This window comes from Streptomyces sp. TRM49041 (assembly GCF_008271805.1).
Taxonomy (GTDB): Bacteria; Actinomycetota; Actinomycetes; order Streptomycetales; family Streptomycetaceae; genus Streptomyces.
Genome location: NZ_VSRY01000171.1, coordinates 1 through 23,288 on the forward strand (window position 1 = coordinate 1; position 23,288 = coordinate 23,288).

Genomic DNA, 23,288 nt, shown 5'->3' on the forward strand with positions numbered 1-23,288 from the left:
AGGGCTTGCAGATCATTAACTCGCTGCCTTGATCTTGAGTGGGACGGTGATGCCTACCGTGCTCGCGTGGTCGTAAAGCTGCTCCAGGGTGGCGAGTTGCTGGTCAGTGCGATGGATGTTGTGTCCGGCCGTGCCGAGGAGTTGGCGGATGTCGCGGATGCGCCGGTTGATGGTTTCGGGGGTGACGCCGAAGAGGCAGGCGATGGCGACCTGCGGGAGCCCAAGCCGGTAGTGGAGGAGGGCGGCCAGGAGCCGGTCGGCGAGGGTAAGCATGGGGCGCCGTCCGGTGCCCGGGGCTGCCAGGCGGGGCCGGTGGCCGCGCCGCTTGTCCAGGTGTGCTTCCCGCTGATCCTCGTGGAGGGCGGTGAGTGTGGTGATCAGCGTGTCCCACTCCTGGGCTGGCATTCCGGTCAGAGCGGGGTGGCAGAGCCAGGAGAGGTCGGGGCTGGGCTGGTCGAACGGGTCCGGTGCGTCACCGACCTGGGCATACGCCTCGGGCCGCAGTGTGTAGTTCCAGTCGCCGTGCCACTCGTGGCGGTGCAGGGGTAGGGCATCCATCTGCCGGTCGACGATCCGGACTCCGGTCTCGTAGGCGTCTGTGTCGAGTTCGGCGTGCACCGTCAGCCCGGTGCGGGTGGTCGTCGCGGCGATGCTGTTGACGATGACTTCGTGGCTTGTCAGGGGCCTGCCGCGCCAGTTCATGGTGATGTGGGAGAACAGCCGGTGCTCCACTTTGTTCCATTTTGAAGTACCTGGTGGAAAGTGACAGACGGTGATTTCCAGGCCGGTCTCCAGGGCCAGAGCGGCCAGTTCGGCCTTCCAGGCGCGGGTGCGGTAGCCGTTCGAGCCGCCCGCGTCCGCGGTGATCAGCAGCCGCCGCGAGTGCGGATAGGCGCCGCACCCTTGGCTGCTCCACCAGCGGCGGATGGACTCCACGGCGAAGGCGGCGGTGTCGTGGTCCGTGCCGACGCTGACCCATCCGGTGTTCGCGGCCAGATCGTAGATCCCGTACGGGATGGCCTTGCCCAGCTCCGGGTCCGGGAAGTCGTGCGTCCGTACCCGGACCGGTTCGTTCTCACGGTGCCACTCGGCGCCGGCGTTCTTGTAGTTGCCGACGACTTCCTTCTTTTTGGTGTCGACGCTGACCACCGGGTCCCCGGCGGCCTGGTGCTCCTTGGCCCGCTCGTTGATATAGCGGAACTGGCCGTCGCGGTCCGGGTGCTGCCTGCCCTCGACGGTCTTGGCGTTGCCCTGCAGGCTGAAGCCTTCTTCACGCAGCAGGTCGGCCACGGTTTCCGCTGAGATGCGGTGGCCCTGCCGGCTCAGCTCGCCGGCCAGGTGACGGGTCGACTTCGTCGTCCAGCGCAGCGGCGACATCGGATCACCCCGCATGTCCGGCTCGACGAGGGCCAGCAGGGCAGGCCGCAACCCGGGATCGAGATCCACCGCACGCTTGCGGCCCCCGCCCTCCCGGCGGACCCGGCCCAACGGGGCCACCCCGGACTCCAGTTCTGCCACTCCGCGCGAGACGGTACCCTCGCGCACCCCGGCCGCACGGGCCACCGCCCGGATCCCTCCATGCCCCAGCGACCGGGCCTCCGCCCCCATGGCCAACCGGCGCTGACGCTCGTCCAGATGCGGGAACAACGCCTCGAACTTCGCGGCCAGTTCCGCCTCAACCGCGCCCAGCTTCCCCATACCACAACAACGACCAGCAATCAGGGAAGCAACGACTTGTTTCTCCGCAAGCCCTAACTACCCGGCCTTGCCTCTACAAAACCGAGTTGATCAAACCCCAGCGGCCCTGGAAGACGCTCTCCCAAGTCGAGCTGGCCACCGCCGAGTGGGTCGACTGGTACAACCATCGCAGGCTCCACGGTGAGATAGGCCACGTTCCGCCCGTCGAGTACGAAGCCAACCACTACATGGAATCCGCAAAACCCCAGGTCACAACCACAAGCTGAGATCTCTACCGAACCCGGGGTGCCTCTGTGTCTTGTCAAGCCGCCTGGCCAGGGAGGGACTTGACTCTTCGTTCGTCGGCGATCATGACGCGCCACACGTGGTCGGCCAGGCGGCGTTTCAGGCACCGCTTCGCTTCCTTCGGCGTCTTGCCCTCGGAGAGTTTACGCTGGTAGTAGGCGTGTCCGGGTGATTTCGGCATCCGTATCTGCACGACTGCGATGGTGTGGAGGACAGAATTGAGCTGGCGGTCGCCCGAGCGGGAGAGCCGGTGGCGGGCCTTGTCCGCGCTGGCGATCTCCACCGGGGCGGCACCGGCGTAGTTCGCGAACGCCGCCGAGGTGGGGAATCGGTGAGCCCGTCGGGTGCGGCCGATCAGCCGGGCGGCCATGACTGGCCCGATGCCCGGGGTGTCCATCAGCGCGCTGCCCGATGCCTCCACAAGGCTCTGCATCCGGGCAGCATTGTCCGTGAGCTGCTTGTCCAGTTTCCGAATCTCGGCGACCAGATCCCAGGCGATGTCCTTGCGGACGGTCTCGACGTCGCCAGCGGGACGGACGGACCGCAGCAGTTTGGCGGCCAGGTCCGCGGACAGCTGGGTCGGGGCGCCGCCGGGCAGCAGATCACGCAGCAGCGCGTGAAGCTGCTTAACCGTGCGGACCCGGGCCTGGGCCAGGTTCACACGCCGTTCGTCCAGAAGAGCCAGCGCCGTGGTGTGATCCTCGGGCTCGACATCCCGTCCGTCCCCCTGCAGATAGGCGACAGTGGCCGCGGCCGCGGCGTCGATCTGGTCGTTCTTGCGCCGTCCACCGCGGGAGAGTTCGCGCACCCGACTGGTCGCTGCGGCAGGCACGTCGACGACGCTCTCGCCGCGGGCGATGAGCCACTGAGCGAGATGCCGGCCCAATCCGTTGGCGTTCTCCACAGCCCACTTCCGCTGCGGCCACCGCTTGGCCCAGGCCAGCAGCCGCCGGTAGTCCGTCAGGCTCGCCTCGATCCGCATCGTCCCGACCTGCTGGTTTGATTCCGGCTCGACGGCGGTGGTGGTGTGGGTGGACTTGTGGGGGTCAACACCGAGCAGTATCACGGGACAGTGTTCCTCACGGTCGGACGACAGGGCATCCACGGCCGACACGCCGACTTCCGGAACCAACCGGCCGGGACACGCCTCTGTTGAGTCAGACCGCGGACGGACACCGGACCGGCGACATACCCCGGGAGAGCCAGCACCGAAGAGCGGCAGACGGTTCACGAGTCACCCGGCCCGGCGTCCTACGGCACGCTACGAGCGGCCAACCCGACCGCGTCCCGCTACCCCCATACAAGTCGGCGGTTCAAACCCCACGGCTTCGCTTTCGTCGGCACCAACAGCGAAGGCCGCCAGATGTGGAAGCGGCCGACCGCAGGCGGCGACTCCTCAAGCAGCGCCTACAGCCTGCTCTGTGACGACCACGTGGCCGTGAACTGGTCTGAACGCTCCGATCTTCCCGTCGGTGCCCAGCCGTCCGGGCGGAAGCTGACCATCGGCAACCTGTGGGCCCCTGCGAATCAACGGTCACACAGGGGCGAGCGGTGTCCGCCGTAAGGGTGCGCGTTGAACACGCACCCTTTGCGCGGGCTGCTCCGCCCGCGGGGTCAGCCCATCCCCTGGAGCGGCTCGATCCGTACCGAACGCGGATCGAACGGCGCCCTGCCCGGACGGCCGGGCAGGAGCGTTACCGTGGCCAGCGTCTCGACCACCGCGCGCTGCCGGTCCAGCGTCAGATCCTTCCAGGCCTTGGCGGGATCTTCGGCGGTCACGATGTCCACCAGGATGCGCGCCCGCTGCGGGTGCGCCATCTGCGCCTCGACATCAGCCAGCCGGGCCTTGATTCTACGGGTAGCGGCCTTGAATTCGGCGGCGTCCGCATCGTCGTCATCCGCGAACTCGTCGGTCAGAACCCTGATTCGGGACCGCAAGGCAACGGCCCTCGCCCGCAGCTCCTCCGTCCTCGGTGCGGTCTCGTCGACGAGGAAATCGACGGCGTCGGGGCGCGACAGGCGCCGGATCACGTACTCCTCGACGGTGAGGTCGATCGGTTCCGTACCGCGCGCCAGGTGCTTCGTCGTCCGGCACCGGTACAGCGGCGTCGTGAGCCCCCGCGTGCCTTTCGGGCCGCCCCGCGACCCGGACGTCACGGTCGTCCCGTCGTCGCAGACACCGCACCGGGCGACCCCCGACAGCAGCCACCGCCGGCCCGGTCCCGGGCTCGTCCTCCGGCTCTCGTCCTCAAGGACGTGCTTCGCCGCCCGCCATGTGGCCTCGTCCACGATGACCGGCCACTCACCCGGGTGCAGTTCGCCGCGGTACTGACGCAGCCCTGCGTAGCGCTCGTTCAGGAGTACGCCGCGGATGGCGTTGTGTGACCAGGGTTTGCCGTTGCGGTTGAGGATGCCCCGCTCGTTGAGGTCGGCGGCCATGCCGGAGAGGGTCGCTCCGGCGAGCAGCGCGTGAAAGCAGTTCTTGACCTCGGCGGCCTCGTCTTCGACGAGCTCCGCGCCGTCTGCGGTGTAACCGAAGCAGCGCGGCCCGGTCGGCGGCAGGCCGCGCTCGACGCGCTGGCGCATCTCCCGCTGCTCCCGCTCCGACATCTGCTCGACCTCGAACGTGTCGACCTCGCCGAGGAGGCCGGCGAGGAGGCGGCCAGCGGCCGTCGTGAGGTCCAACTCGGGGCCCTTGACGCACAGCACGGACACCTCGTGCTTGCGGAGGATCTCGATTCCCTCGGCCCGTTCGCGCCGGTTCCGCCAGAGCCGGCCGAGCATGTAGACGATGATGACGTCGACTTCGCCGCGCTGTACGGCAGCCATGAGGAGCTCGTACTGGGGGCGGTGCTTGCCGTGGGTGGCCGACTTGTCGTTGTCCCGGAAGCGGCGCCCCTGGAGGGGGATTCCGCGCCGTTCGGCCAACTCTGCGGTGTCCTCGCCTTGACGGATGACACCGTCTTCGTCGCCCTCATCCGCCTTGCTGATGCGCTCGTATGACGCACCCTTACTAAACAGGGTCATACATTGAAGTATAGGTGCGTGTACTGCTTCGCCCGCAAGACGCACAGCTATCTCGACCTGGACACCGGGGTCGGCTTCGACACCCAGATCGTGGTGAAGGTCAACGCGCCCGAGGTGCTCCGCCGCCAGCTGGCGTCCCCGCGCTGGCAGGGGGCGCATGTCGCGATGGGCACGAACGTCGACTGCTACCAGCGGGCCGAGGGCCGGTACCGGTTGATGCCGGGCATCATCGAGGCGCTGCGCGACCACGCCAACCCGTTCTCCGTCCTCACCAAGGGCACGCTGATCCTGCGTGACCTGGACCTGCTGCGGCAGGCGGCCGAGGTGACCGACGTGGGCGTCTCCGTGTCGGTCGGCTTCACCGACCACGAGCTGTGGCGGACCGTCGAGCCCGGCACGCCCGCGCCCGAGCGGCGCCTCGACGTCGTACGGACACTGGCCGGGCACGGCATCGGCTGCGGGGTGCTGATGGCGCCGGTCGTCCCCTTCCTGGGCGACCGGCCCGAGCAGCTGCGCGCCACGGTCCGGGCCATCGCCGAGGCCGGTGCCACCTCGGTCACCCCGCTGGTGCTGCATCTGCGGCCGGGCGCCCGCGAGTGGTTCATGGAGTGGCTGCACGGTCACCACCCCGAGCTGGTGCGGCGATACGAGCAGATGTACGCGGCCGGGGCCTACGCGCCGACCTGGTACCAGCGCCGGATCACCCGTCAGGTGCACGAGTTCGCCGCCGAGTTCGGCATCGGCCCGGCGCGGCGGGGCGAGACACGGCGCATCGAGGCGCCGTCCACGCCGGTGCCGGACGACCCCCCGGCCGTGCCGGAGCCCACCCAACTCACCCTGCTCTGACCGGCCCCGCCCCCCGATCGGGTCAAGTCCGCGTGGATCGGGGCCGTCCGCCGCGGTTCGGGGCCGCGTGCCCCGGACACTGGCCGGATGCAGAAACGCGCAGGAGTACTCATCGCCACGGGGGCGCTGATCGCGGGTGCGGTCAGCGCCGTGCCGTCGGCCGCCGAACCGTCCGCGCCGGAGCCGCGCACGCCGCTGAAGTGGAGCGGCTGCGCCACCGAGAAGTACCCGAAGCTGGAGTGCGCCTCGCTGCGGGTGCCGCTCGACCACGCCGAACCCGGAGGTGAGCAGATCACCCTCGCCCTGTCCCGGATCCGGCACACCTCGCGCACCTCCCAGGGCCCTCTCCTGGTGAACCCCGGCGGGCCCGGGGCGAGCGGCCGCACCCTGGCCGGGTACGTGGCGGCGTCCCTCCCCGCGAAGGTCGCGGCGCAGTACGACGTGGTCGGCTTCGACCCGCGGGGCGTCGGCGCCAGCAGGCCCGTCCTGGACTGCAAGCCGGGCCATTTCAAGCCCGTGCGCCCCGACTCGGTACCGCGCGACCAGCGCGAGGAGCGGAGCAGGCTGGCGCGGGCGGCGTCGTTCGCGCGGGCGTGCGCCGACAAGCACGGGCGGCTGCTGCCGCACATCGACACCGTCAGCGCGGCGCGGGACATGGACGCCGTCCGCGATGCGCTGGGCGCGGAGCGGATCAGCTACTTCGGCTACTCGTACGGCACGTATCTGGGCGCGGTGTACGCCAAGCTCTTCCCGCAGCGGGTACGGCGCGCGGTGCTGGACTCGGTCGTGGACCCCCACGGGGTCTGGTACGACGCGAACCTCTCCCAGGACCTCGCGTTCGACGCCCGTCACAAGGCCTTCATGGCGTGGGTGGCGAAGCACGACGCCGCCTACCGGCTGGGCACCGACCCGGCGAAGGTCGAGGCGCGCTGGTACGCGATGCGGGCCGCGCTGCGGGAGAAGCCGGCGGGCGGCAAGGTCGGCGCCACCGAGCTGGAGGACACGTTCCTGCCGGGCGGCTACCACAACGGCTACTGGCCGATGCTGGCGGCGGCGTTCTCGGCGTATGCGAACGAGAAGGACACCGCCCCGCTGGTCGACGTGTACGAGGCGGTGGCCGAGGCCGACGCGGAGGCCGACAACGGCTACTCGGTGTACACGGCCGTGGAGTGCCGGGACGCGCGGTGGCCGTCGTGGTGGGGCACCTGGCACCGGGACAACTGGGCGGTGCACGCCAAGGCGCCCTTCTCCACCTGGAACAACGCCTGGTACAACGCGCCGTGCGCGTTCTGGCCGGTGCCGTCGCTCACCCCGGTGGACGTGGCGAACGACGCGCTGCCGCCGGTGCTGCTGTTCCAGGCCACGGAGGACGCCGCGACACCGTACGAGGGCGCCGTCACCGCCCACCGGCTGCTGCGCGGCTCCCGGCTGGTCGTCGAGCAGGGCGGCGGCAACCACGGTGTGACGCTGCGCGGCAACGCCTGCGCGGACCGGTTGCTGGCCAGGTACCTGGACACGGGTGAGGTCCCGCGCGGCGACGGCCGGTCCGAGGCGGACGCGGTGTGCCCGGCCGCGCCCGAACCGAAGCCCAGGGCCGCCACCCGGGCGGCACCGCCCGCCGCGCACGGCGTGCTGTCGGTCGCGCGCCGCGGAGACTGACGCGCCACACGCCGGTTCGTTGTGGGCATGCGTTCCGCCGGGGCGGAACGGGTGGGCACGACGGACCGGCACGGTGCCTCGTCCAGGACGCGTGCGTACGGCGCCTCGGGGCACGCCCCGGGTTCAGGCGACGGGCAGCCGCCCCAGCGCCGTCGTCGCCGCCTCCCCGATGCGCGGGTGGCGGCGGGCGGCCTCCAGGACCGGGCGGGCCCGTGGGTCGGCGAGGGCGCCGAGGCCCTCCGCGCAGGCGACGCCCACCCGCCAGTGCGGGTCGTCCGGGTCGAGTCGTCGGCCCAGGACGGTGATCAGGGCCGGTACGGACTCGGGGGCGCGCAACGTCGCCAGGAGGCGGACCGGGACGAGCGCGTAGGCGACACGCAGCTCGTTGGTGGCGAGCGCGGCGGCGGCGCGCGGAGTGCGCGGATCGCCGAGCCGGCCCAGCGCGTGGGCGGCGGACACACAGCGCTCCGGATCCCGGTGGTTGAGGAGCAGCACCAGGGCCTCGAAGGCGCGCCGGTCCCCGGCGACACCGAGGCGGAACGCGGCCAGTTCCCGGGCCCACAGCGGCTGCCCGGCGGCGGTGAGGACCGCGGCCAGCTCCTCGTGGTCGGCGGTCGCGACGAGCCGTCCGTACGCGGTCGTGTCCCCTGCCTCGTCCTTCAGCCGGTCGGTGAGCGAGCCGAGTTCCGGGTCCATGGCGGTCAGGGTAGCGACGGGCCGGGCCCGCGATCCAGATCACATCATCTCGCTGCTCCGCAGGACTGGCGCGCTCATTACCCGCGAGTTAACCTCAGGTGAGCGGGGCACACTCCCCGCCACCTCCTCTCGGCGGCCTGGTGACGCAGCCGCCGAGGGTGCTTGTCGGTTCGGCATTTTCACGATGTGACTCCGGGACAGGGTCCGTCGCCTCTCTCACCGCGCGACGCGCAGGACGTGCCTGCTCTGCGCAGCCCGCGTGCGGTACGCCCTTCGCCACGCCCCGTGCGTGCGCCCCCGCGACCGCGCGCCCGCTCCCTCATCAGTCGTCACTCATCCCTGGAGTCCCCTGATGGACACCCCTCTCTCCACCATCGCCGTCGTCGGTCTCGGCACCATGGGTGCCGGTATCGCCGAGGTCCTGGCCCGCGCCGGCCGCGAGGTCGTCGGTATCGACATCAGTGAGGCCGCCGCCCTGCGCGCGGTCACCGCGCTGGAGGCCGCCACGGAGCGGTCCGTGGCGCGCGAGCGGATCACCGAGGAGGAGCGGCGCGACATCCTCGCCCGGTTCCGTACGTTCTCGGACCTCCAGGCCGCGGCCGACGCCGATCTCGTGATCGAGGTCGTGCCCGAGTCGTACGAGGCCAAGCAGCAGGTGCTGCGCGCCCTGGACGGCATCGTCCGCCCGGAGGCGATCATCGCGACGGGCACGAACGCGCTCTCCGTGACCCGGCTCGCCGCCGACTCCGCGCACCCGGAGCGGGTCCTCGGCCTGCACTTCTTCAACCCCGCCCCGGCGATGAAGCTCGTCGAGGTCGTGTCGTCGGTGCTGACCGCGCCGCAGGCCGTCGCCGCTGTCACGGAGCTGGCCCAGGCCCTGGGCAAGGAGCCCGTCGCGGTCGGCGACCGCCCCGGTTTCGTCGCGGACGGCCTGCTGTTCGGCTACCTCAACCAGGCCGCCGCGATGTACGAGTCCAAGTACGCCTCGCGCGAGGACATCGACGCGGCGATGCGACTCGGCTGCGGCCTGCCGATGGGCCCGCTGGCGCTGCTGGACCTGATCGGCGTCGACACCGCCCGTACCGTCCTGGAGGCGATGTACGCCGAGTCGCAGGACCGGCTGCACGCCCCCGCGCCCCTGCTGAAGCAGCTCAGCGAGGCCGGGCTGACCGGCCGCAAGGCGGGCCGCGGCTTCTACACGTACGAGGCGCCGGGCAGCGCGACCGTCGTCCCGGACGCGCTCACCCCGAAGGAGGAGGCGCTGGGCGGTGCCGCCACGCGCGAGGTCCGTTCGGTGGGTGTCGCGGGCTCAGGCACGATGGCCTCCGGTATCGCCGAGGTGTTCGCGAAGGCCGGCTACGACGTGGTCATCGCCGCGCGTTCGCAGGAGAAGGCGGACACGGCCAAGGCCCGGATCGCCAAGTCCCTGGCCCGCTCCGTCGACAAGGGCAGGCTGACCGCGGAGGCCCGCGACGAGACGCTGGCCCGGATCTCCCCCGCCGGTTCGCTCGACGCGTTCGCCGAGGTGGACCTCGCGCTGGAGGCGGTCGCGGAGGACCTGGAGATCAAGCGGCAGTTGTTCGCGACGCTGGACAAGGTCTGCAAGCCCGGCGCGATCCTCGCCACGACCACGTCCTCGCTGCCCGTCGTGGCCTGCGCCCGCGCGACCTCCCGGCCGCAGGACGTCATCGGGATGCACTTCTTCAACCCGGCCCCGGCGATGAAGCTGGTCGAGATCGTCCGTACGGTCCTCACCGCCGACGACGTCCACGCCACGGTCCGCGAGGTCACCGCCAGGATCCGCAAGCACCCGGTGGACTGCGGGGACCGCGCCGGCTTCATCGTGAACGCGCTGCTCTTCCCGTACCTGAACAACGCGATCAAGATGGTCCAGGACCACTACGCGTCGCTCGACGACATCGACGCCGCGATGAAGCTGGGCGGCGGCTACCCGATGGGCCCGTTCGAACTGCTCGACGTGGTCGGCCTCGATGTCTCGCTCGCGATCGAGCAGGTCCTGCACCGCGAGTTCCGCGAGCCCGGTCTTGCGCCCGCCCCGCTCCTGGAGCATCTGGTGGCGGCGGGCTGCCTGGGCCGCAAGACGGGGCGCGGCTTCCGCGAATATGCGAGGCGCTGAGCCCGAAGGGACGTACGGTCCGGGGCCACACGGGACGTACGGCGAGTGGGGCGGGCTGCTCGGACCTGCGGGCGGCTCTCCCCCTCGGGCGCGCTCACCCGCACCGATGCAGTACGTTCGGGGCATGTCCCAGCCCGCGAAGACACCCCGTGCCAGCACCGCGTCCGACGCCCCGGAGAGCACCGCCGGCACCCGCGCAGCCGCCCAGCGGCTCAAGATGCGCCGGGAACTGGCCACCGCGGCCATGGAACTGTTCGCGACCAAGGGGTACGAGGCGACGACGGTCGACGAGATCGCCGCCGCCGCGGGGGTGGCCAGGCGGACCTTCTTCCGTCACTTCCGGTCCAAGGAGGAGGCGATCTTCCCGGACCATGACGACACGCTGGTCCGGGCCGAGGCGGTCCTCAACGCGGCGCCGCCGCACGAGCATCCGCTGGACACGGTGTGCCGGGGCATCAAGGAAGTCATGAGGATGTACGCGGCGTCCCCGGCGGTCTCCGTCGCGCGCTACCGGCTCACCCGGGAGGTGCCCACCCTCCGGGAGCGGGAGATCGCCTCGGTCGCCCGCTACGAGCGGCTGTTCACCCGCTATCTGCTGGGCCACTTCGACGAGCGCGACCACCACGACGGCAATGACGACCCGCTGCTGGCGGAGGTGGCCGCGTCCGCGGTCGTCACCGCGCACAACCATGTGCTGCGCCGCTGGCTCCGGGCGGGCGGCAAGGGCGACGTGGAGAGCCAGCTGGACCACGCGTTCTCGATCGTGCGCAGAACCTTCGGCACGGGCATCGGCGCGGGCCGGCCGGGGCCGCAGAACCCGGCGCCGGCGGCGTCGGCCGGCGCGGGTGCGGGTGCGGGCGGTGAGGTGGTCGTGGCGGTCGCCCGGACGGACGCTCCGCTGGACGAGGTCATGCGGACCATCGAGCAGACGCTGAAGGAACACCGCGGCTGACTCCGGACTCCGCGATCCCGATCACATCGGCGGCCGCTCCCCTCACCGGGGGGCGGCCGCCGTTCTGTATCGGTGCTGGTCAGAGCGGGGTGGATACGGAGTTCGATCGATCATCGCTCATTCGATGCGCCCAGGTCGCATCTGAGGGAAATTGTTGGCACGCAGTGTCTTGTCAGCTGGCACGGGGTGCCATACGTTGATGTTGTCCGGGCGGCCGGCGTGCAGAGACCTCTCGTACGCCGGCTGTCCCCGCAGCCCTTCCCGGGGCCGCGCGCCCGGGCGCCTGCGTCACAGGCACTTCCGCGCACAACCCGCGCCGCCCAGCAGCACCGGCCGAACCGACGGCACACCTCCACAGCAGCACACCCCGACGTAACCCTCAGCGTCCCCGCAGGACGCATGCATCGCCGGAGGCACCACCGTGAAGGAAATCCTGGACGCGATCCAGTCGCCGGACACGACGTCCGCCGACTTCGCCGCAATTCCGCTCCCCGAGTCCTATCGCGCGGTCACCGTCCACAAGGACGAGACCGAGATGTTCGCCGGTCTCAGCACCCGCGAGAAGGACCCCCGCAAGTCGCTCCACCTGGACCAGGTGCCCCTGCCGGAGCTCGGCCCCGGCGAGGCCCTCGTGGCCGTGATGGCCAGCTCGGTCAACTACAACTCGGTGTGGACCTCGATCTTCGAGCCGCTGTCGACCTTCGGCTTCCTGGAGCGGTACGGCAGGCTCTCCGAGCTCACCAAGCGCCACGACCTGCCGTACCACATCATCGGCTCCGACCTGGCGGGCGTCGTCCTGCGCACCGGCCCGGGCGTCAACGCCTGGCAGCCCGGTGACGAGGTCGTCGCGCACTGCCTCTCCGTCGAGCTGGAGTCCTCCGACGGCCACAACGACACGATGCTCGACCCCGAGCAGCGCATCTGGGGCTTCGAGACCAACTTCGGCGGCCTGGCGGAGATCGCCCTGGTCAAGTCCAACCAGCTGATGCCCAAGCCCGGCCACCTCAGCTGGGAGGAGGCGGCGGCCCCCGGCCTGGTGAACTCCACCGCGTACCGCCAGCTGGTCTCCCGCAACGGCGCCGGCATGAAGCAGGGCGACAACGTGCTCATCTGGGGCGCGTCCGGTGGCCTCGGGTCGTACGCCACCCAGTTCGCGCTGGCCGGCGGCGCCAACCCGATCTGTGTCGTCTCCAGCGAGCAGAAGGCGGACATCTGCCGCTCCATGGGCGCCGAGGCGATCATCGACCGCAGCGCCGAGGGCTACAGGTTCTGGAAGGACGAGCACACCCAGGACCCGAAGGAGTGGAAGCGCTTCGGCAAGCGCATCCGCGAGCTCACCGGCGGGGAGGACATCGACATCGTCTTCGAGCACCCCGGCCGCGAGACCTTCGGCGCGTCTGTGTTCGTCACCCGCAAGGGCGGCACCATCACCACCTGCGCCTCGACCTCGGGCTACATGCACGAGTACGACAACCGCTACCTGTGGATGTCGCTGAAGCGGATCATCGGCTCGCACTTCGCGAACTACCGCGAGGCGTGGGAGGCCAACCGCCTGATCGCCAAGGGCAAGATCCACCCGACGCTGTCGAAGGTGTACAGCCTGGAGGACACCGGCCAGGCCGCGTACGACGTCCACCGCAACCTCCACCAGGGCAAGGTCGGCGTGCTCTGCCTCGCCCCCGAGGAGGGCATGGGCGTGCGCGACCCGGAGATGCGCGCCAAGCACATCGACGCCATCAACCGCTTCCGGAACATCTGACCGGAACATCCGAGAGGCGACACCACCGTCATGACAGAGCGTCAGAAGGACCGGCCCTGGCTGATGCGGACGTACGCCGGTCACTCGACCGCCGAGGCGTCCAACGAGCTGTACCGGCGCAACCTCGCCAAGGGGCAGACCGGTCTCTCGGTCGCGTTCGACCTGCCCACGCAGACCGGCTACGACCCGGACCACATCCTCGCCCGCGGCGAGGTGGGCCGGGTCGGCGTGCCGGTCTCCCACCTCGGGGACATGCGGCGGCTGTTCCAGGACATCCCCCTGGAACAGATGAACACGTCCATGACCATCAACGCCACGGCCATGTGGCTGCTGGCGCTCTACCAGGTGGTGGCCGAGGAGCAGGGTGCGGACATCTCCAAGCTCCAGGGGACGACGCAGAACGACATCGTGAAGGAGTACCTGTCGCGCGGGACGCATGTCTTCCCGCCCGGTCCGTCCCTGCGACTGACCACCGACATGATCACCTACACGGTGAACCACATCCCCAAGTGGAACCCGATCAACATCTGCAGCTACCACCTGCAGGAGGCGGGTGCCACACCGGTCCAGGAGATCTCGTACGCCATGTCCACGGCCATCGCGGTCCTGGACGCGGTGTTCGCCTCCGGGCAGGTCCCCGAGGACCGGAAGGGCGATGTCGTCGCCCGTATCTCCTTCTTCGTGAACGCGGGCGTCCGCTTCGTCGAGGAGATGTGCAAGATGCGCGCCTTCGGCCGTATCTGGGACAAGGTCACCCGCGAGCGGTACGGGATCGAGAACCCCAAGCAGCGCCGGTTCCGCTACGGCGTCCAGGTCAACTCGCTCGGGCTGACCGAGGCGCAGCCGGAGAACAACGTCCAGCGCATCGTCCTGGAGATGCTCGCCGTCACGCTGTCGAAGGACGCCCGCGCGCGGGCCGTGCAGCTCCCGGCGTGGAACGAGGCACTGGGCCTGCCCCGGCCGTGGGACCAGCAGTGGTCGCTCCGCATCCAGCAGGTCCTGGCGCACGAGAGCGACCTGCTGGAGTACGAGGACATCTTCGCGGGCTCGCATGTCGTCGAGGCCAAGGTGGACGCCCTGGTCGGCGAGTGCCTGGCCGAGATCGAGCGGATCCAGGAGATGGGCGGCGCGATGGCCGCCGTCGAGTCCGGCTACCTCAAGTCGCAGCTCGTCGCCTCGCACGCGGAGCGCCGGGCCAGGATCGAGGCGGGCGAAGAGAAGATCGTCGGTGTGAACTGCTACGAGTCCACCGAGCCCAATCCGCTCACCGCGGATCTGGACACCGCGATCATGACGGTCGACCCGGCGAACGAGGCGCGGGTCGTCGCGGCGCTGCACGAGTGGCGTGACAACCGCGAGGAGAACCGCGCCCAGGAGGCCCTCGCCGCCCTCAAGGCGACGGCCGCCGGGGACGGAAACCTCTTCGCCGCCACCCTGGAGTGCGCCCGTGCGGGGGTCACGACCGGGGAGTGGGCGTGGGCGCTGCGCGATGTGTTCGGCGAGTTCCGTGCGCCGACCGGCGTCTCGTCCGCCCCCGTGGCGGTGGCGGCGGAGGAGGGCACCCCGCTCGCGGCCGTCCGGGACAAGGTCGCCCGGACGGCCACCGAGCTGGGCTCCGGGCGGCTCCGGCTGCTGGTCGGCAAGCCTGGCCTGGACGGGCACTCCAACGGTGCCGAGCAGATCGCCGTACGGGCCCGTGACGCCGGGTTCGAGGTCGTCTACCAGGGCATCCGGCTGACGCCCGAGCAGATCGTGGACGCGGCCCTCGCCGAGGACGTGCACTGTGTGGGGCTTTCGATCCTGTCCGGGTCGCACGCCGAGCTGGTGCCCGATGTGCTGGACCGGCTGCGGGAGGCCGGCGCCGCCGACATCCCGGTCGTCGTCGGCGGGATCATCCCGAACGCCGACGCCGCCGAACTGAAGCGTGCGGGAGTCGCCGCCGTCTTCACCCCGAAGGACTTCGGAATCACGGAGATCATCGGCCGTATCGTCGACGAGATCCGGAAAACGAACAAGCTCGACCCTCTGGAGGTCCCCGCATGACCGACACCACGCCTGCCGGCTCAGTGAACCGGCTGCGCCCCCGCCGTTCCTGCCTGGCGGTGCCGGGCTCGAACCCGCGCTTCCTGGAGAAGGCCCAGGGCCTCCCGGCGGACCAGGTCTTCCTGGACCTCGAGGACGCCTGCGCTCCGCTCGCCAAGCCCGACGCGCGGCACACCATCGTGAAGTTCCTCAACGAGGGCGACTGGACGGGCAAGACCCGGGTCGTGCGGGTCAACGACTGGACGACCCACTGGACGTACCGGGACGTCGTCACGGTCGTCGAGGGGGCCGGGCCGAACCTCGACTGCATCATGCTGCCGAAGGTGCAGAGCGCCGAGCAGATCGTCGCCCTGGACCTGCTCCTCACCCAGATCGAGAAGACGATGGGCTTCGAGGTCGGCCGGATCGGCATCGAGGCGCAGATCGAGAACGCGCAGGGCCTGAACAACGTCAACGCGATCGCGCAGGCGTCCCCGCGTATCGAGACGATCATCTTCGGCCCGGCCGACTTCATGGCGTCCATCAACATGAAGTCGCTGGTCGTCGGTGAGCAGCCGCCCGGCTACCCGGCGGACGCGTACCACTACATCCTGATGAAGATCCTGATGGCCGCCCGCGCCAACGACCTCCAGGCGATCGACGGCCCCTATCTGCAGATCAAGAACGTGGACGGGTTCCGCGCGGTCGCGGGCCGGGCCGCCGCGCTGGGCTTCGACGGCAAGTGGGTGCTGCACCCCGGCCAGGTCGACGCCGCCAACGAGGTGTTCTCGCCGTCCCAGGAGGACTACGACCACGCCGAGCTGATCCTGGACGCGTACGAGTACTTCACGTCCGAGGCGGGCGGCAAGAAGGGCTCCGCGATGCTCGGCGACGAGATGATCGACGAGGCCAGCCGCAAGATGGCGCTCGTCATCGCGGGCAAGGGCCGGGCCGCCGGCATGCGGCGCACCAGCAAGTTCGAGGCCCCGGAGGCGTAAGACACCATGCAGTTCGGACGCACCTACGAGGAGTTCGAGGTCGGGGCGGTGTACAAGCACTGGCCCGGGAAGACGGTCACCGAGTACGACGACCACCTCTTCTGTCTCCTGACGATGAACCACCACCCGCTCCACATGGACGTGAACTATGCGGAGAAGACGACGGACTTCGGGAAGAACGTCGTCGTCGGGAACTACATCTACTCGCTGCTCCTCGGCATGTCGGTGCCGGACGTGTCCGGCAAGGCCATCGCCAACCTGGAGATCGAGTCGCTGAAGCACGTGGCGCCGACCTTCCACGGCGACACGATCTACGGCGAGACGACCGTCCTCGACAAGTGGCCGTCCAAGTCCAAGGACGACCGCGGGATCGTCTACGTCGAGACCAAGGGCTACAAGCAGGACGGCACGCTGGTGTGCGTGTTCCGCCGCAAGGTGATGGTCCCCACCGAGACGTACATCAAGGAGCGCGGCGGCGAGCAGCCCGGCCGCCCGGAACTCAAGGCGCAGGAGAAGTAGCCATGCCCCGACTCGCGCAGACCGCCGGCCTCACCGACGTCCAGCAGGAGATCCTCTCCACCGTCCGGGAGTTCGTCGACAAGGAGATCATCCCGGTCGCCACGGAGCTGGAGCACCGGGACGAGTACCCGCAGGACATCGTCGACGGGCTCAAGGAGCTGGGCCTGTTCGGCCTGATGATCCCCGAGGAGTACGGGGGTCTGGGCGAGTCGCTCCTGACGTACGCGCTGTGCGTGGAGGAGATCGCCCGTGGCTGGATGTCCGTCTCGGGCATCATCAACACCCACTTCATCGTGGCGTACATGCTCAAGCAGCACGGCACGCAGGAGCAGAAGGACACGTTCCTGCCGCGGATGGCGGCGGGCGAGGTCCGTGGCGCGTTCTCGATGTCGGAGCCGGCGCTCGGCTCGGATGTGTCGGCCATCACGTCGAAGGCGGTGAAGGACGGCGACGAGTACGTCCTGAACGGCCAGAAGATGTGGCTGACGAACGGCGGTACGTCCACGCTGGTCGCCGTTCTGGTCCGGAGTGACGAAGGACACTCCGCTCAGGAGGCAGCCGCGGCCCCGCACAGGTCGATGACGACCTTCCTCGTGGAGAAGGAGCCGGGTTTCGGGGAGGTCCGTCCCGGACTGACCATCCCGGGGAAGATCGACAAGATGGGTTACAAGGGGGTCGACACCACCGAGCTCATCATGGACGGCCTTCGCATTCCGGCCAATAGGGTCCTCGGCGGGGTCACCGGCCGAGGATTTTACCAGATGATGGACGGCGTGGAGGTCGGCCGCGTCAACGTGGCGGCCCGTGGCTGCGGCGTCGCTCAGCGTGCCTTCGAGCTGGGTGTCGGTTACGCCCAGCAGCGCCACACCTTCGGGAAGCCGATCGCCCAGCACCAGGCGATTCAGTTCAAGCTCGCGGAGATGGCTACCAAGGTCGAGGCCGCTCATGCGATGATGGTCAACGCAGCTCGCAAAAAGGACTCCGGGGAACGAAACGACCTCGAAGCGGGCATGGCGAAGTACCTGGCCTCCGAGTACTGCAAGGAAGTGGTGGAGGACGCCTTCCGTATCCACGGCGGATACGGATTCTCCAAGGAGTACGAGATCGAGCGCCTCTACCGCGAGGCACCGATGCTGCTCATCGGGGAGGGTACCGCCGAGATCCAGAAAATGATCATCGGTCGCCGCCTGCTCGAGGAGTACCGGATTCAGGGCTGATTGTCGGCTTTGGGGCGATAAGGTCGCGAAGAAGATCACAACCAGTCATCTTCTTCCGGCCTTCGACTCGGCTTCTGGCTTGCCCAGTTGCGGCCCGCAACCGATAGCATCGCCGAAAAGCCGCCGTCCCCCGTTCCCAGCGCGGCATCATCCGCTACGAAGGTCATCCATGCCCCACAGCCAAACCTCTGCACCTCGCGACAGCCTGGCCGGCGTACGCCTCGCGCGCGGAGCATCGCCGTGGCTTCTGCCGACCGTCGCCACCGCGGCAGTAAGCCTTCTCCGTGCCCGCCGGTCCAGGCGCGCCGCGGCGATCGCCGTGCCGACCACCGCGCTCGCGGCCGGCATGCTGTGGTTCTTCCGCGACCCCGAGCGCGAGATCGCGCAGGGCAGGGTCATCTCGCCCGCCGACGGGGTGGTGCAGAGCATCATGCCGTGGAAGGACGGGCGTACCCGGGTCGCCATCTTCATGAGCCCGCTGAACGTCCACGTGAACCGCGCCCCGCTGGCGGGCACGGTGACGTCCGTGGAGCACATCCCGGGCGGGTTCGTACCGGCGTTCAACAAGGAGAGCGAGAACAACGAGCGCGTTGTCTGGCACTTCGACACCGAGCTCGGTGACATCGAGATGGTGCAGATCGCCGGTGCGGTCGCCCGCCGCATCGTCCCCTACCTGTCGCAGGGCGCCAAGGTCGAGCAGGGCGAACGGATCGGTCTGATCCGCTTCGGCTCGCGGGTCGACATCTACCTCCCGGAAGGTGTGGACGTCGCCGTCGAGGTCGGTCAGACCACAACAGCGGGGGTGACTCGCATTGACCGTGATTGACCCCGAGAAGCCGGCCGGCTGGGTCGCGGAGACGGACGCGGACACCGCCCCCGAGGAGCAGGAGGAGATGCCTCTCTCCCTCCGCCTCTCGATAGCCGATACGCTCACGCTCGGTAACGCCACGTGCGGCTTCATGGCGGTGTACTTCACGACCACCGGCATTCTCATCCCGCACCTCACGGGCAGCGAGGAGACCGGGATGGCGCGGCACTCCGCCGCGACCGCCGTGATCCTGATGCTCTGCGCGGCGATCTTCGACCTCTTCGACGGGCTCGTGGCACGCAAGCTCCGCTCGTCGCCCATGGGTGCCGAGCTGGACAACCTGTCCGACCTGATCAGCTTCGGTCTGGCCCCGGCGTACTTCGTGCTCGTCTACGGGATGGTCGCGAACGACGCGCACCAGCGGGTGTCCGCGGTGGCCGCGATCGTGGTGCTGCTGGCGGTCGTGCTGCGGCTCGCCAGGTTCTCCTGCGTGACGATGAAGGACGGCATGTTCCAGGGCATGCCGAGCCCCTTCGGGGCGCTGACGGTCGTGTCGATCGTGCTGCTGGAGCTGCCGTTCATCCCGACGCTGCTGGCGATCATCGGTACGGCGTGGCTGATGGTGAGCCGGGTCGAGTACCCGAAGCCGCGGGGTGTCCTCGCGGTGGCGATGCTCAGCTGGATCGTGGGCGCGATGGGCCTGCTGGCGGCGTGGGCGTTCGACGCGCCGGGCGGGCAGCTGCTGCTGCAGACCGGCTGTGCGCTCCAGGTGGTGCTGGGCGCCGTGATCCCGCTGTTCGCGACGGCGCGGCGGGTGAACACGTTCCGCGACAACCGGCGGGAGAGCCGGGAGGCGCGGGCGGCCCAGCTGCCGTAACGAGTGTGGTGGTGGGTGAGGCCCGGATGCTTCGAGCATCCGGGCCTCACCCTTGTCACCCGAGCGCCTTGTAGTAGTACGTGGTGGGCTTCGGGACACCGGCCGGGTCGCCCGCGTACCCGGGGATGGTCCCGGCCCTGGTCCAGCCCGCGCTCCGGTACAGCCCCTCGGCGGCGCTGCCGGTCTCGGTGTCGAGTACGAGGAGGCTGAGCCCCGCGTCGACGGCCCCCGTCTCGGCGGCGGCCAGCAGCCTCCGGCCCAGCCCGCGCCCGCGCGCGGAGGTGTGCACCAGGAGCTTGGAGATGTCGCCGCGGTGCCGCTGGTTCGGGTAGGTCGCCCGGACCAGCGTCACGACCCCGAGGATCCCGTCATCGGAGTCGTACGCCCCCCAGACGCTCCGGACTCCCTGTTCGGCCGCCTCGGCGACGGAACGCCACCAGGAGGCCGCCTCGGCAGCGCCGAGCGGCGCGAGGAACCCGACGGACGCCCCGTTGTGCACGGCGTCCCGCAGCAGCTCACAGAGCCCGGCTTCGGCCTCGGCCCGGATGCGGGGGCCGGTGAGGGCGTCGACGCGTATCGCGTCCGTGTCTCTTCCCATATCCATGATCGGATCTTCGCACCGTCGCATCGCGGCGCCGCATCGCGGCGCCGCATCGCGGCGCCGCATCGCGGCGCCGCGTCCCACCGCCGCGTCCCACCGCCGTGTCGCGCCCGGCTCGGTCAGGAGAGGAAGTCGCGGGCGATGTTCGCCGCCGCTCGTTCCAGGAGGGGGCCCGCCTCGGCGATGCACCTGGCCGTGTCGGGCTCCAGTTCCGTCAGGGCGTAGGCGCGGCGGATGCCGGCGCGGCCCAGCGTCTCCGGGAGGAGGGCGAGGCGGCCGCAGACGGCGACGACCTCGACACCGGCCGTGCGGGCCGCAGCGGCGACGCCTGCCGGGGCCTTGCCGTGCAGGGTCTGCTCGTCGAGGGAGCCCTCGCCGGTGATCACGAGTGTGGCGCGGCCCAGGGCCTCGGTGAAGCCGAGGATGTCCAGCATCAGCTCGATCCCGGGGCGGAAGCTCGCACCGAGGCCGACCAGGGCGCCGTAGCCGATTCCGCCCGCGCCGCCCGCACCGGGTGAGGCGGCGGCCTCCGCGGCGCGCGGGCCGATGGCCTGCTCCAGGACCTTCACGTAGTGGGACAGGGCGGCGTCGAGGAGCTCCACGTCCTCCTCGCTCGCGCCCTTCTGCGGGGCGAAGACCGCCGGGGCCCCCTTCGGGCCCGTCAGCGGGTTGTCCACGTCGCTCGCCAGGACCAGGTCGACGTCGGCGAAGCGCGGGTCCAGGCCCGACAGGTCGGCCGTGGCCAGGTCGCGCAGCGCGCCGCCGCCCGGGCCGACGGGGTCGCCGTCCGCGTCGAGGAAACGGGCCCCGAGAGCGGCCAGCATGCCGGCGCCGCCGTCGGTCGTGGCGCTGCCCCCGACGCCGAACACGATGGTGCGGGCCCCCGCGTCGAGCGCGGCCCGCAGCAGCTCGCCGGAGCCGTAGGTGGTGGCCGTCAGCGGGGCGAAGACGCCCTCGGGCAGGAGGCTCAGGCCCGACGCCTCCGCCATCTCCACCACGGCCGTGCGGTCGCGCAGGGCGTAGGCCGCGGTCACCGGCTCGCCCAGCGGGCCGGTCACACGGGCCTCGCGCCGTTCGAACCCGGCCGCCACCGCGGCCGCGACCGTGCCGTCGCCGCCGTCCGCGACGGGCAGGGCCTCCACCTCGATGCCCGGCACGACATGGCGGAGCCCGGCCGTCACCCGCTCCGCGACCTCCACGGCCGTGAGCGACCCCTTGAACTTGTCGGCCGCCACAAGCACGTGCGCGGCCTCAGTAACTGCTCCGTCCGTCACCCTTGCATCCCTTGCTATCGAACAGGCAGTCGCGCCAGAGCCGACCCTATCCGGAGCGTCAGACGGCGTGCCACCCCTCTCTATGCCGATTTTTCGCACCATAGTTGGGCGCCATGAGCATGGAACCGATCGATCAGCCACTGCCGGACCCCACTCCGGGCATGGGCACCCCCGTGGAAGCCGCGCCCGACCGCACCGTCGTCGGTATCGGGTTCGCGGCCGTCACCGCCGTCGTGCTGTGGGCCTGGCTGGGCGACGAGTCCTTCGACAGCGCGTCCGCCACCGGACTGTCCTGGGTCCTGAAGAACTTCGGGTGGCTGTTCGTCGTCGCCGCCGACGTCTTCCTGGTGCTCTGTCTCGTGATCGCGTTCAGCCGGTTCGGGCGGATCAGGCTCGGCACCGACGACTCGGAGGCGGAGTTCGGCAACCTGGCCTGGATCGCGATGATGTTCAGCGCCGGTATGGGCATCGGCCTGATGTTCTACGGGGTCGGGGAGCCGCTCACCCACTTCCTCGCGCCGCCCCCGGCGAGCGGCGCACGGGCCGAGTCGGGCGAGGCGGCCCGTACGGCCATGGAGTACTCGTTCTTCCACTGGACGCTCACCCCGTGGGCCATCTACGCGGTCGCGGGCCTCGCACTCGCGTACGCGGGGTTCCGCAAGGGCCGCGGCAACCGGCTGAGCGCCGCGTTCGTACCCCTCATCGGGGCACGCAGGGCGGTGTCGTGGCAGGGCAAGGTGATCGACCTGCTGGCCGTCTTCGCGACGGTCTTCGGTACGGCGACGAGTCTGGGCCTGGGCGCGCTGCAGGTGGCGAAGGGCCTGGATCTGACGACCGGGGTCACCGCGGACCGTTCGACGGAGCTGCTCATCATCGTGTCGCTGTCGGCCGCGTTCGTGGTGTCGGCGTTCTCCGGGCTGCACCGGGGCATCAAGTGGCTGTCGACCACGAACATCATCCTGGCGGCCGGGCTGATGGTGTTCATCTTCCTGGTCGGGCCGACCGTCTACATCCTGGACACGATCCCGGCGTCGGTCGGCGGCTATCTTCAGAACCTGCTGCCGATGGCGACCCGCACGGCGGCGTTCTCGGACCCCTCCTGGCTGGGTTCCTGGACGATCTTCTACTGGGCGTGGTGGCTGTCGTGGGCGCCGTTCGTGGGCACGTTCATCGCACGGATCTCGCACGGCAGGACGATCCGCGAGTTCCTCATCGGGGTGCTGCTGGTGCCCAGCGGTGCGACCGTCATCTGGTTCTGTGTGATGGGCGGCTCGGCGCTGCGGCTGCAGTCGACCGGTGAGGCCGACCTGGCGAGCGCGGTGCAGGAGGGCGCGGAGGCGTCGCTGTTCGCGATGCTGGACTCGCTGCCGATCGGGACGGTCACGGCGTTCGTGGCGATGGTCCTGGTCATGACGTACTTCGTGACGAGTGCCGACTCGGCGTCCCTGGTCATGGGGTCGCTGACCAGCCGCGGCGCGCTGCACCCGCCGACGGGGCTGGTGGTGGCGTGGGGCGTGCTGATGGCGTCGGTCGCGGCGGTCCTGCTGGTGGTCGGCGGCCTCAACTCGCTCCAGACGGCGACGATCCTGGTGGCGCTGCCGTTCGTGGTGGTCATGCTCGGACTGTGCTGGGCGCTCCTGAAGGAACTGCGCCAGGACCCGGGCGCCGGACCGGCGCGGCTGCACGGCCTGCACGGCCTGGGGGAGATCGTACGGACGATGGTCGGCGACGCGGTCACGGAGCCGGGCCCGGGCCACCACCACCGGCTGCGGCGCGCGGCGCGGGCGCGGAGCGGGACGGACGACAGGACCGAGACGTAGGGGGGGAGGGCATGTACCTGGCGAGCCACACGCTGCGGCCCGCTCGCCGACGCCTCGGCGACGGTGACAGGTGGTCAGACCGCGGAAAGCCCT

At 70.2% G+C, this 23,288-nt stretch carries 17 protein-coding genes and 2 pseudogenes; 13 read left to right on the forward strand and 6 right to left on the reverse strand.

Annotation, left to right across the window (positions count from 1 at the left end; translation table 11 throughout):
- Nucleotides 1-15 precede the first annotated feature (15 nt).
- Nucleotides 16-1,698, reverse strand: coding sequence for an ISAzo13 family transposase (locus FVS66_RS31160; RefSeq protein ID WP_187645775.1), 1,683 nt, complete (start codon nt 1,696-1,698; stop codon nt 16-18).
- Between the two features lie 71 nt (nt 1,699-1,769).
- Here FVS66_RS31160 and FVS66_RS31165 point away from each other — a divergent pair.
- Nucleotides 1,770-1,964 (forward strand): annotated as a pseudogene (locus FVS66_RS31165) (integrase core domain-containing protein); the annotation flags it as partial.
- A gap of 35 nt (nt 1,965-1,999) precedes the next feature.
- On the opposite strand, the gene FVS66_RS31170 reads toward FVS66_RS31165, so the two are convergent.
- Nucleotides 2,000-3,049, reverse strand: coding sequence for an IS110 family transposase (locus FVS66_RS31170; protein ID WP_149184611.1), 1,050 nt, complete (start codon nt 3,047-3,049; stop codon nt 2,000-2,002).
- 548 nt (nt 3,050-3,597) lie between these two features.
- Nucleotides 3,598-5,010 (reverse strand): recombinase family protein, encoded by a 1,413-nt coding sequence (locus FVS66_RS31175; protein ID WP_149184612.1) that lies wholly within the window; start codon nt 5,008-5,010, stop codon nt 3,598-3,600.
- Nucleotides 5,011-5,019: 9 nt separating this feature from the next.
- On the opposite strand from FVS66_RS31175, the pseudogene FVS66_RS31180 reads away from it, so the two are divergent.
- Both FVS66_RS31180 and FVS66_RS31185 read left to right on the forward strand, forming a co-directional pair.
- Nucleotides 5,020-5,856 (forward strand): annotated as a pseudogene (locus tag FVS66_RS31180) (radical SAM protein); the annotation flags it as partial.
- 87 nt (nt 5,857-5,943) lie between these two features.
- Nucleotides 5,944-7,515: an alpha/beta hydrolase gene (locus FVS66_RS31185; RefSeq protein WP_149184613.1), complete on the forward strand. Its 1,572-nt coding sequence runs from the start codon at nt 5,944-5,946 to the stop codon at nt 7,513-7,515.
- Nucleotides 7,516-7,638: 123 nt separating this feature from the next.
- Here FVS66_RS31185 and FVS66_RS31190 read toward each other — a convergent pair whose 3' ends face one another.
- Nucleotides 7,639-8,211: an adenylosuccinate lyase gene (locus FVS66_RS31190; protein ID WP_149184614.1), complete on the reverse strand. Its 573-nt coding sequence runs from the start codon at nt 8,209-8,211 to the stop codon at nt 7,639-7,641.
- Nucleotides 8,212-8,563: 352 nt separating this feature from the next.
- On the opposite strand from FVS66_RS31190, the gene FVS66_RS31195 reads away from it, so the two are divergent.
- The 9 genes from FVS66_RS31195 (at nt 8,564) to pssA (ending at nt 19,500) form a co-directional block, all read left to right on the forward strand.
- Complete coding sequence (locus FVS66_RS31195; protein ID WP_149184615.1) at nt 8,564-10,348, forward strand: 3-hydroxyacyl-CoA dehydrogenase; 1,785 nt, start codon at nt 8,564-8,566, stop codon at nt 10,346-10,348.
- A gap of 124 nt (nt 10,349-10,472) precedes the next feature.
- Nucleotides 10,473-11,300 (forward strand): TetR family transcriptional regulator, encoded by an 828-nt coding sequence (locus FVS66_RS31200; RefSeq protein ID WP_187645776.1) that lies wholly within the window; start codon nt 10,473-10,475, stop codon nt 11,298-11,300.
- Between the two features lie 421 nt (nt 11,301-11,721).
- Nucleotides 11,722-13,059 (forward strand): crotonyl-CoA carboxylase/reductase, encoded by a 1,338-nt coding sequence (gene ccrA, locus FVS66_RS31205; protein ID WP_149184617.1) that lies wholly within the window; start codon nt 11,722-11,724, stop codon nt 13,057-13,059.
- A gap of 30 nt (nt 13,060-13,089) precedes the next feature.
- A complete protein-coding gene (locus FVS66_RS31210) occupies nt 13,090-15,102 on the forward strand; it encodes a protein meaA (protein WP_149184618.1) in 2,013 nt (670 codons plus the stop codon).
- Nucleotides 15,099-16,079: a CoA ester lyase gene (locus FVS66_RS31215; protein WP_149184619.1), complete on the forward strand. Its 981-nt coding sequence runs from the start codon at nt 15,099-15,101 to the stop codon at nt 16,077-16,079. Before FVS66_RS31210 ends, FVS66_RS31215 begins: the two co-directional genes overlap by 4 nt.
- Before the next feature lie 6 nt (nt 16,080-16,085).
- Complete coding sequence (locus FVS66_RS31220; RefSeq protein ID WP_149184620.1) at nt 16,086-16,598, forward strand: MaoC family dehydratase; 513 nt, start codon at nt 16,086-16,088, stop codon at nt 16,596-16,598.
- A gap of 2 nt (nt 16,599-16,600) precedes the next feature.
- A complete protein-coding gene (locus FVS66_RS31225; protein ID WP_149184621.1) occupies nt 16,601-17,815 on the forward strand; it encodes an acyl-CoA dehydrogenase family protein in 1,215 nt (404 codons plus the stop codon).
- A gap of 169 nt (nt 17,816-17,984) precedes the next feature.
- Complete coding sequence (locus FVS66_RS31230) at nt 17,985-18,641, forward strand: phosphatidylserine decarboxylase (RefSeq protein WP_149184622.1); 657 nt, start codon at nt 17,985-17,987, stop codon at nt 18,639-18,641.
- Nucleotides 18,634-19,500 (forward strand): CDP-diacylglycerol--serine O-phosphatidyltransferase, encoded by an 867-nt coding sequence (gene pssA / locus FVS66_RS31235; protein WP_149184790.1) that lies wholly within the window; start codon nt 18,634-18,636, stop codon nt 19,498-19,500. Before FVS66_RS31230 ends, pssA begins: the two co-directional genes overlap by 8 nt.
- A 55-nt stretch (nt 19,501-19,555) precedes the next feature.
- Here the strand turns inward: pssA and FVS66_RS31240 are convergent, their stop codons facing one another.
- Together FVS66_RS31240 and FVS66_RS31245 are read right to left on the reverse strand one after the other, a co-directional pair.
- Nucleotides 19,556-20,104: a GNAT family N-acetyltransferase gene (locus FVS66_RS31240; protein WP_316248238.1), complete on the reverse strand. Its 549-nt coding sequence runs from the start codon at nt 20,102-20,104 to the stop codon at nt 19,556-19,558.
- 116 nt (nt 20,105-20,220) lie between these two features.
- Complete coding sequence (locus tag FVS66_RS31245; RefSeq protein WP_262387309.1) at nt 20,221-21,375, reverse strand: glycerate kinase; 1,155 nt, start codon at nt 21,373-21,375, stop codon at nt 20,221-20,223.
- Between the two features lie 113 nt (nt 21,376-21,488).
- On the opposite strand from FVS66_RS31245, the gene FVS66_RS31250 reads away from it, so the two are divergent.
- Nucleotides 21,489-23,195 carry a BCCT family transporter gene (locus FVS66_RS31250; protein WP_149184624.1) on the forward strand — a complete coding sequence of 569 codons (1,707 nt, stop codon included), beginning with the start codon at nt 21,489-21,491 and terminating at the stop codon, nt 23,193-23,195.
- Nucleotides 23,196-23,288: the final 93 nt, after the last annotated feature.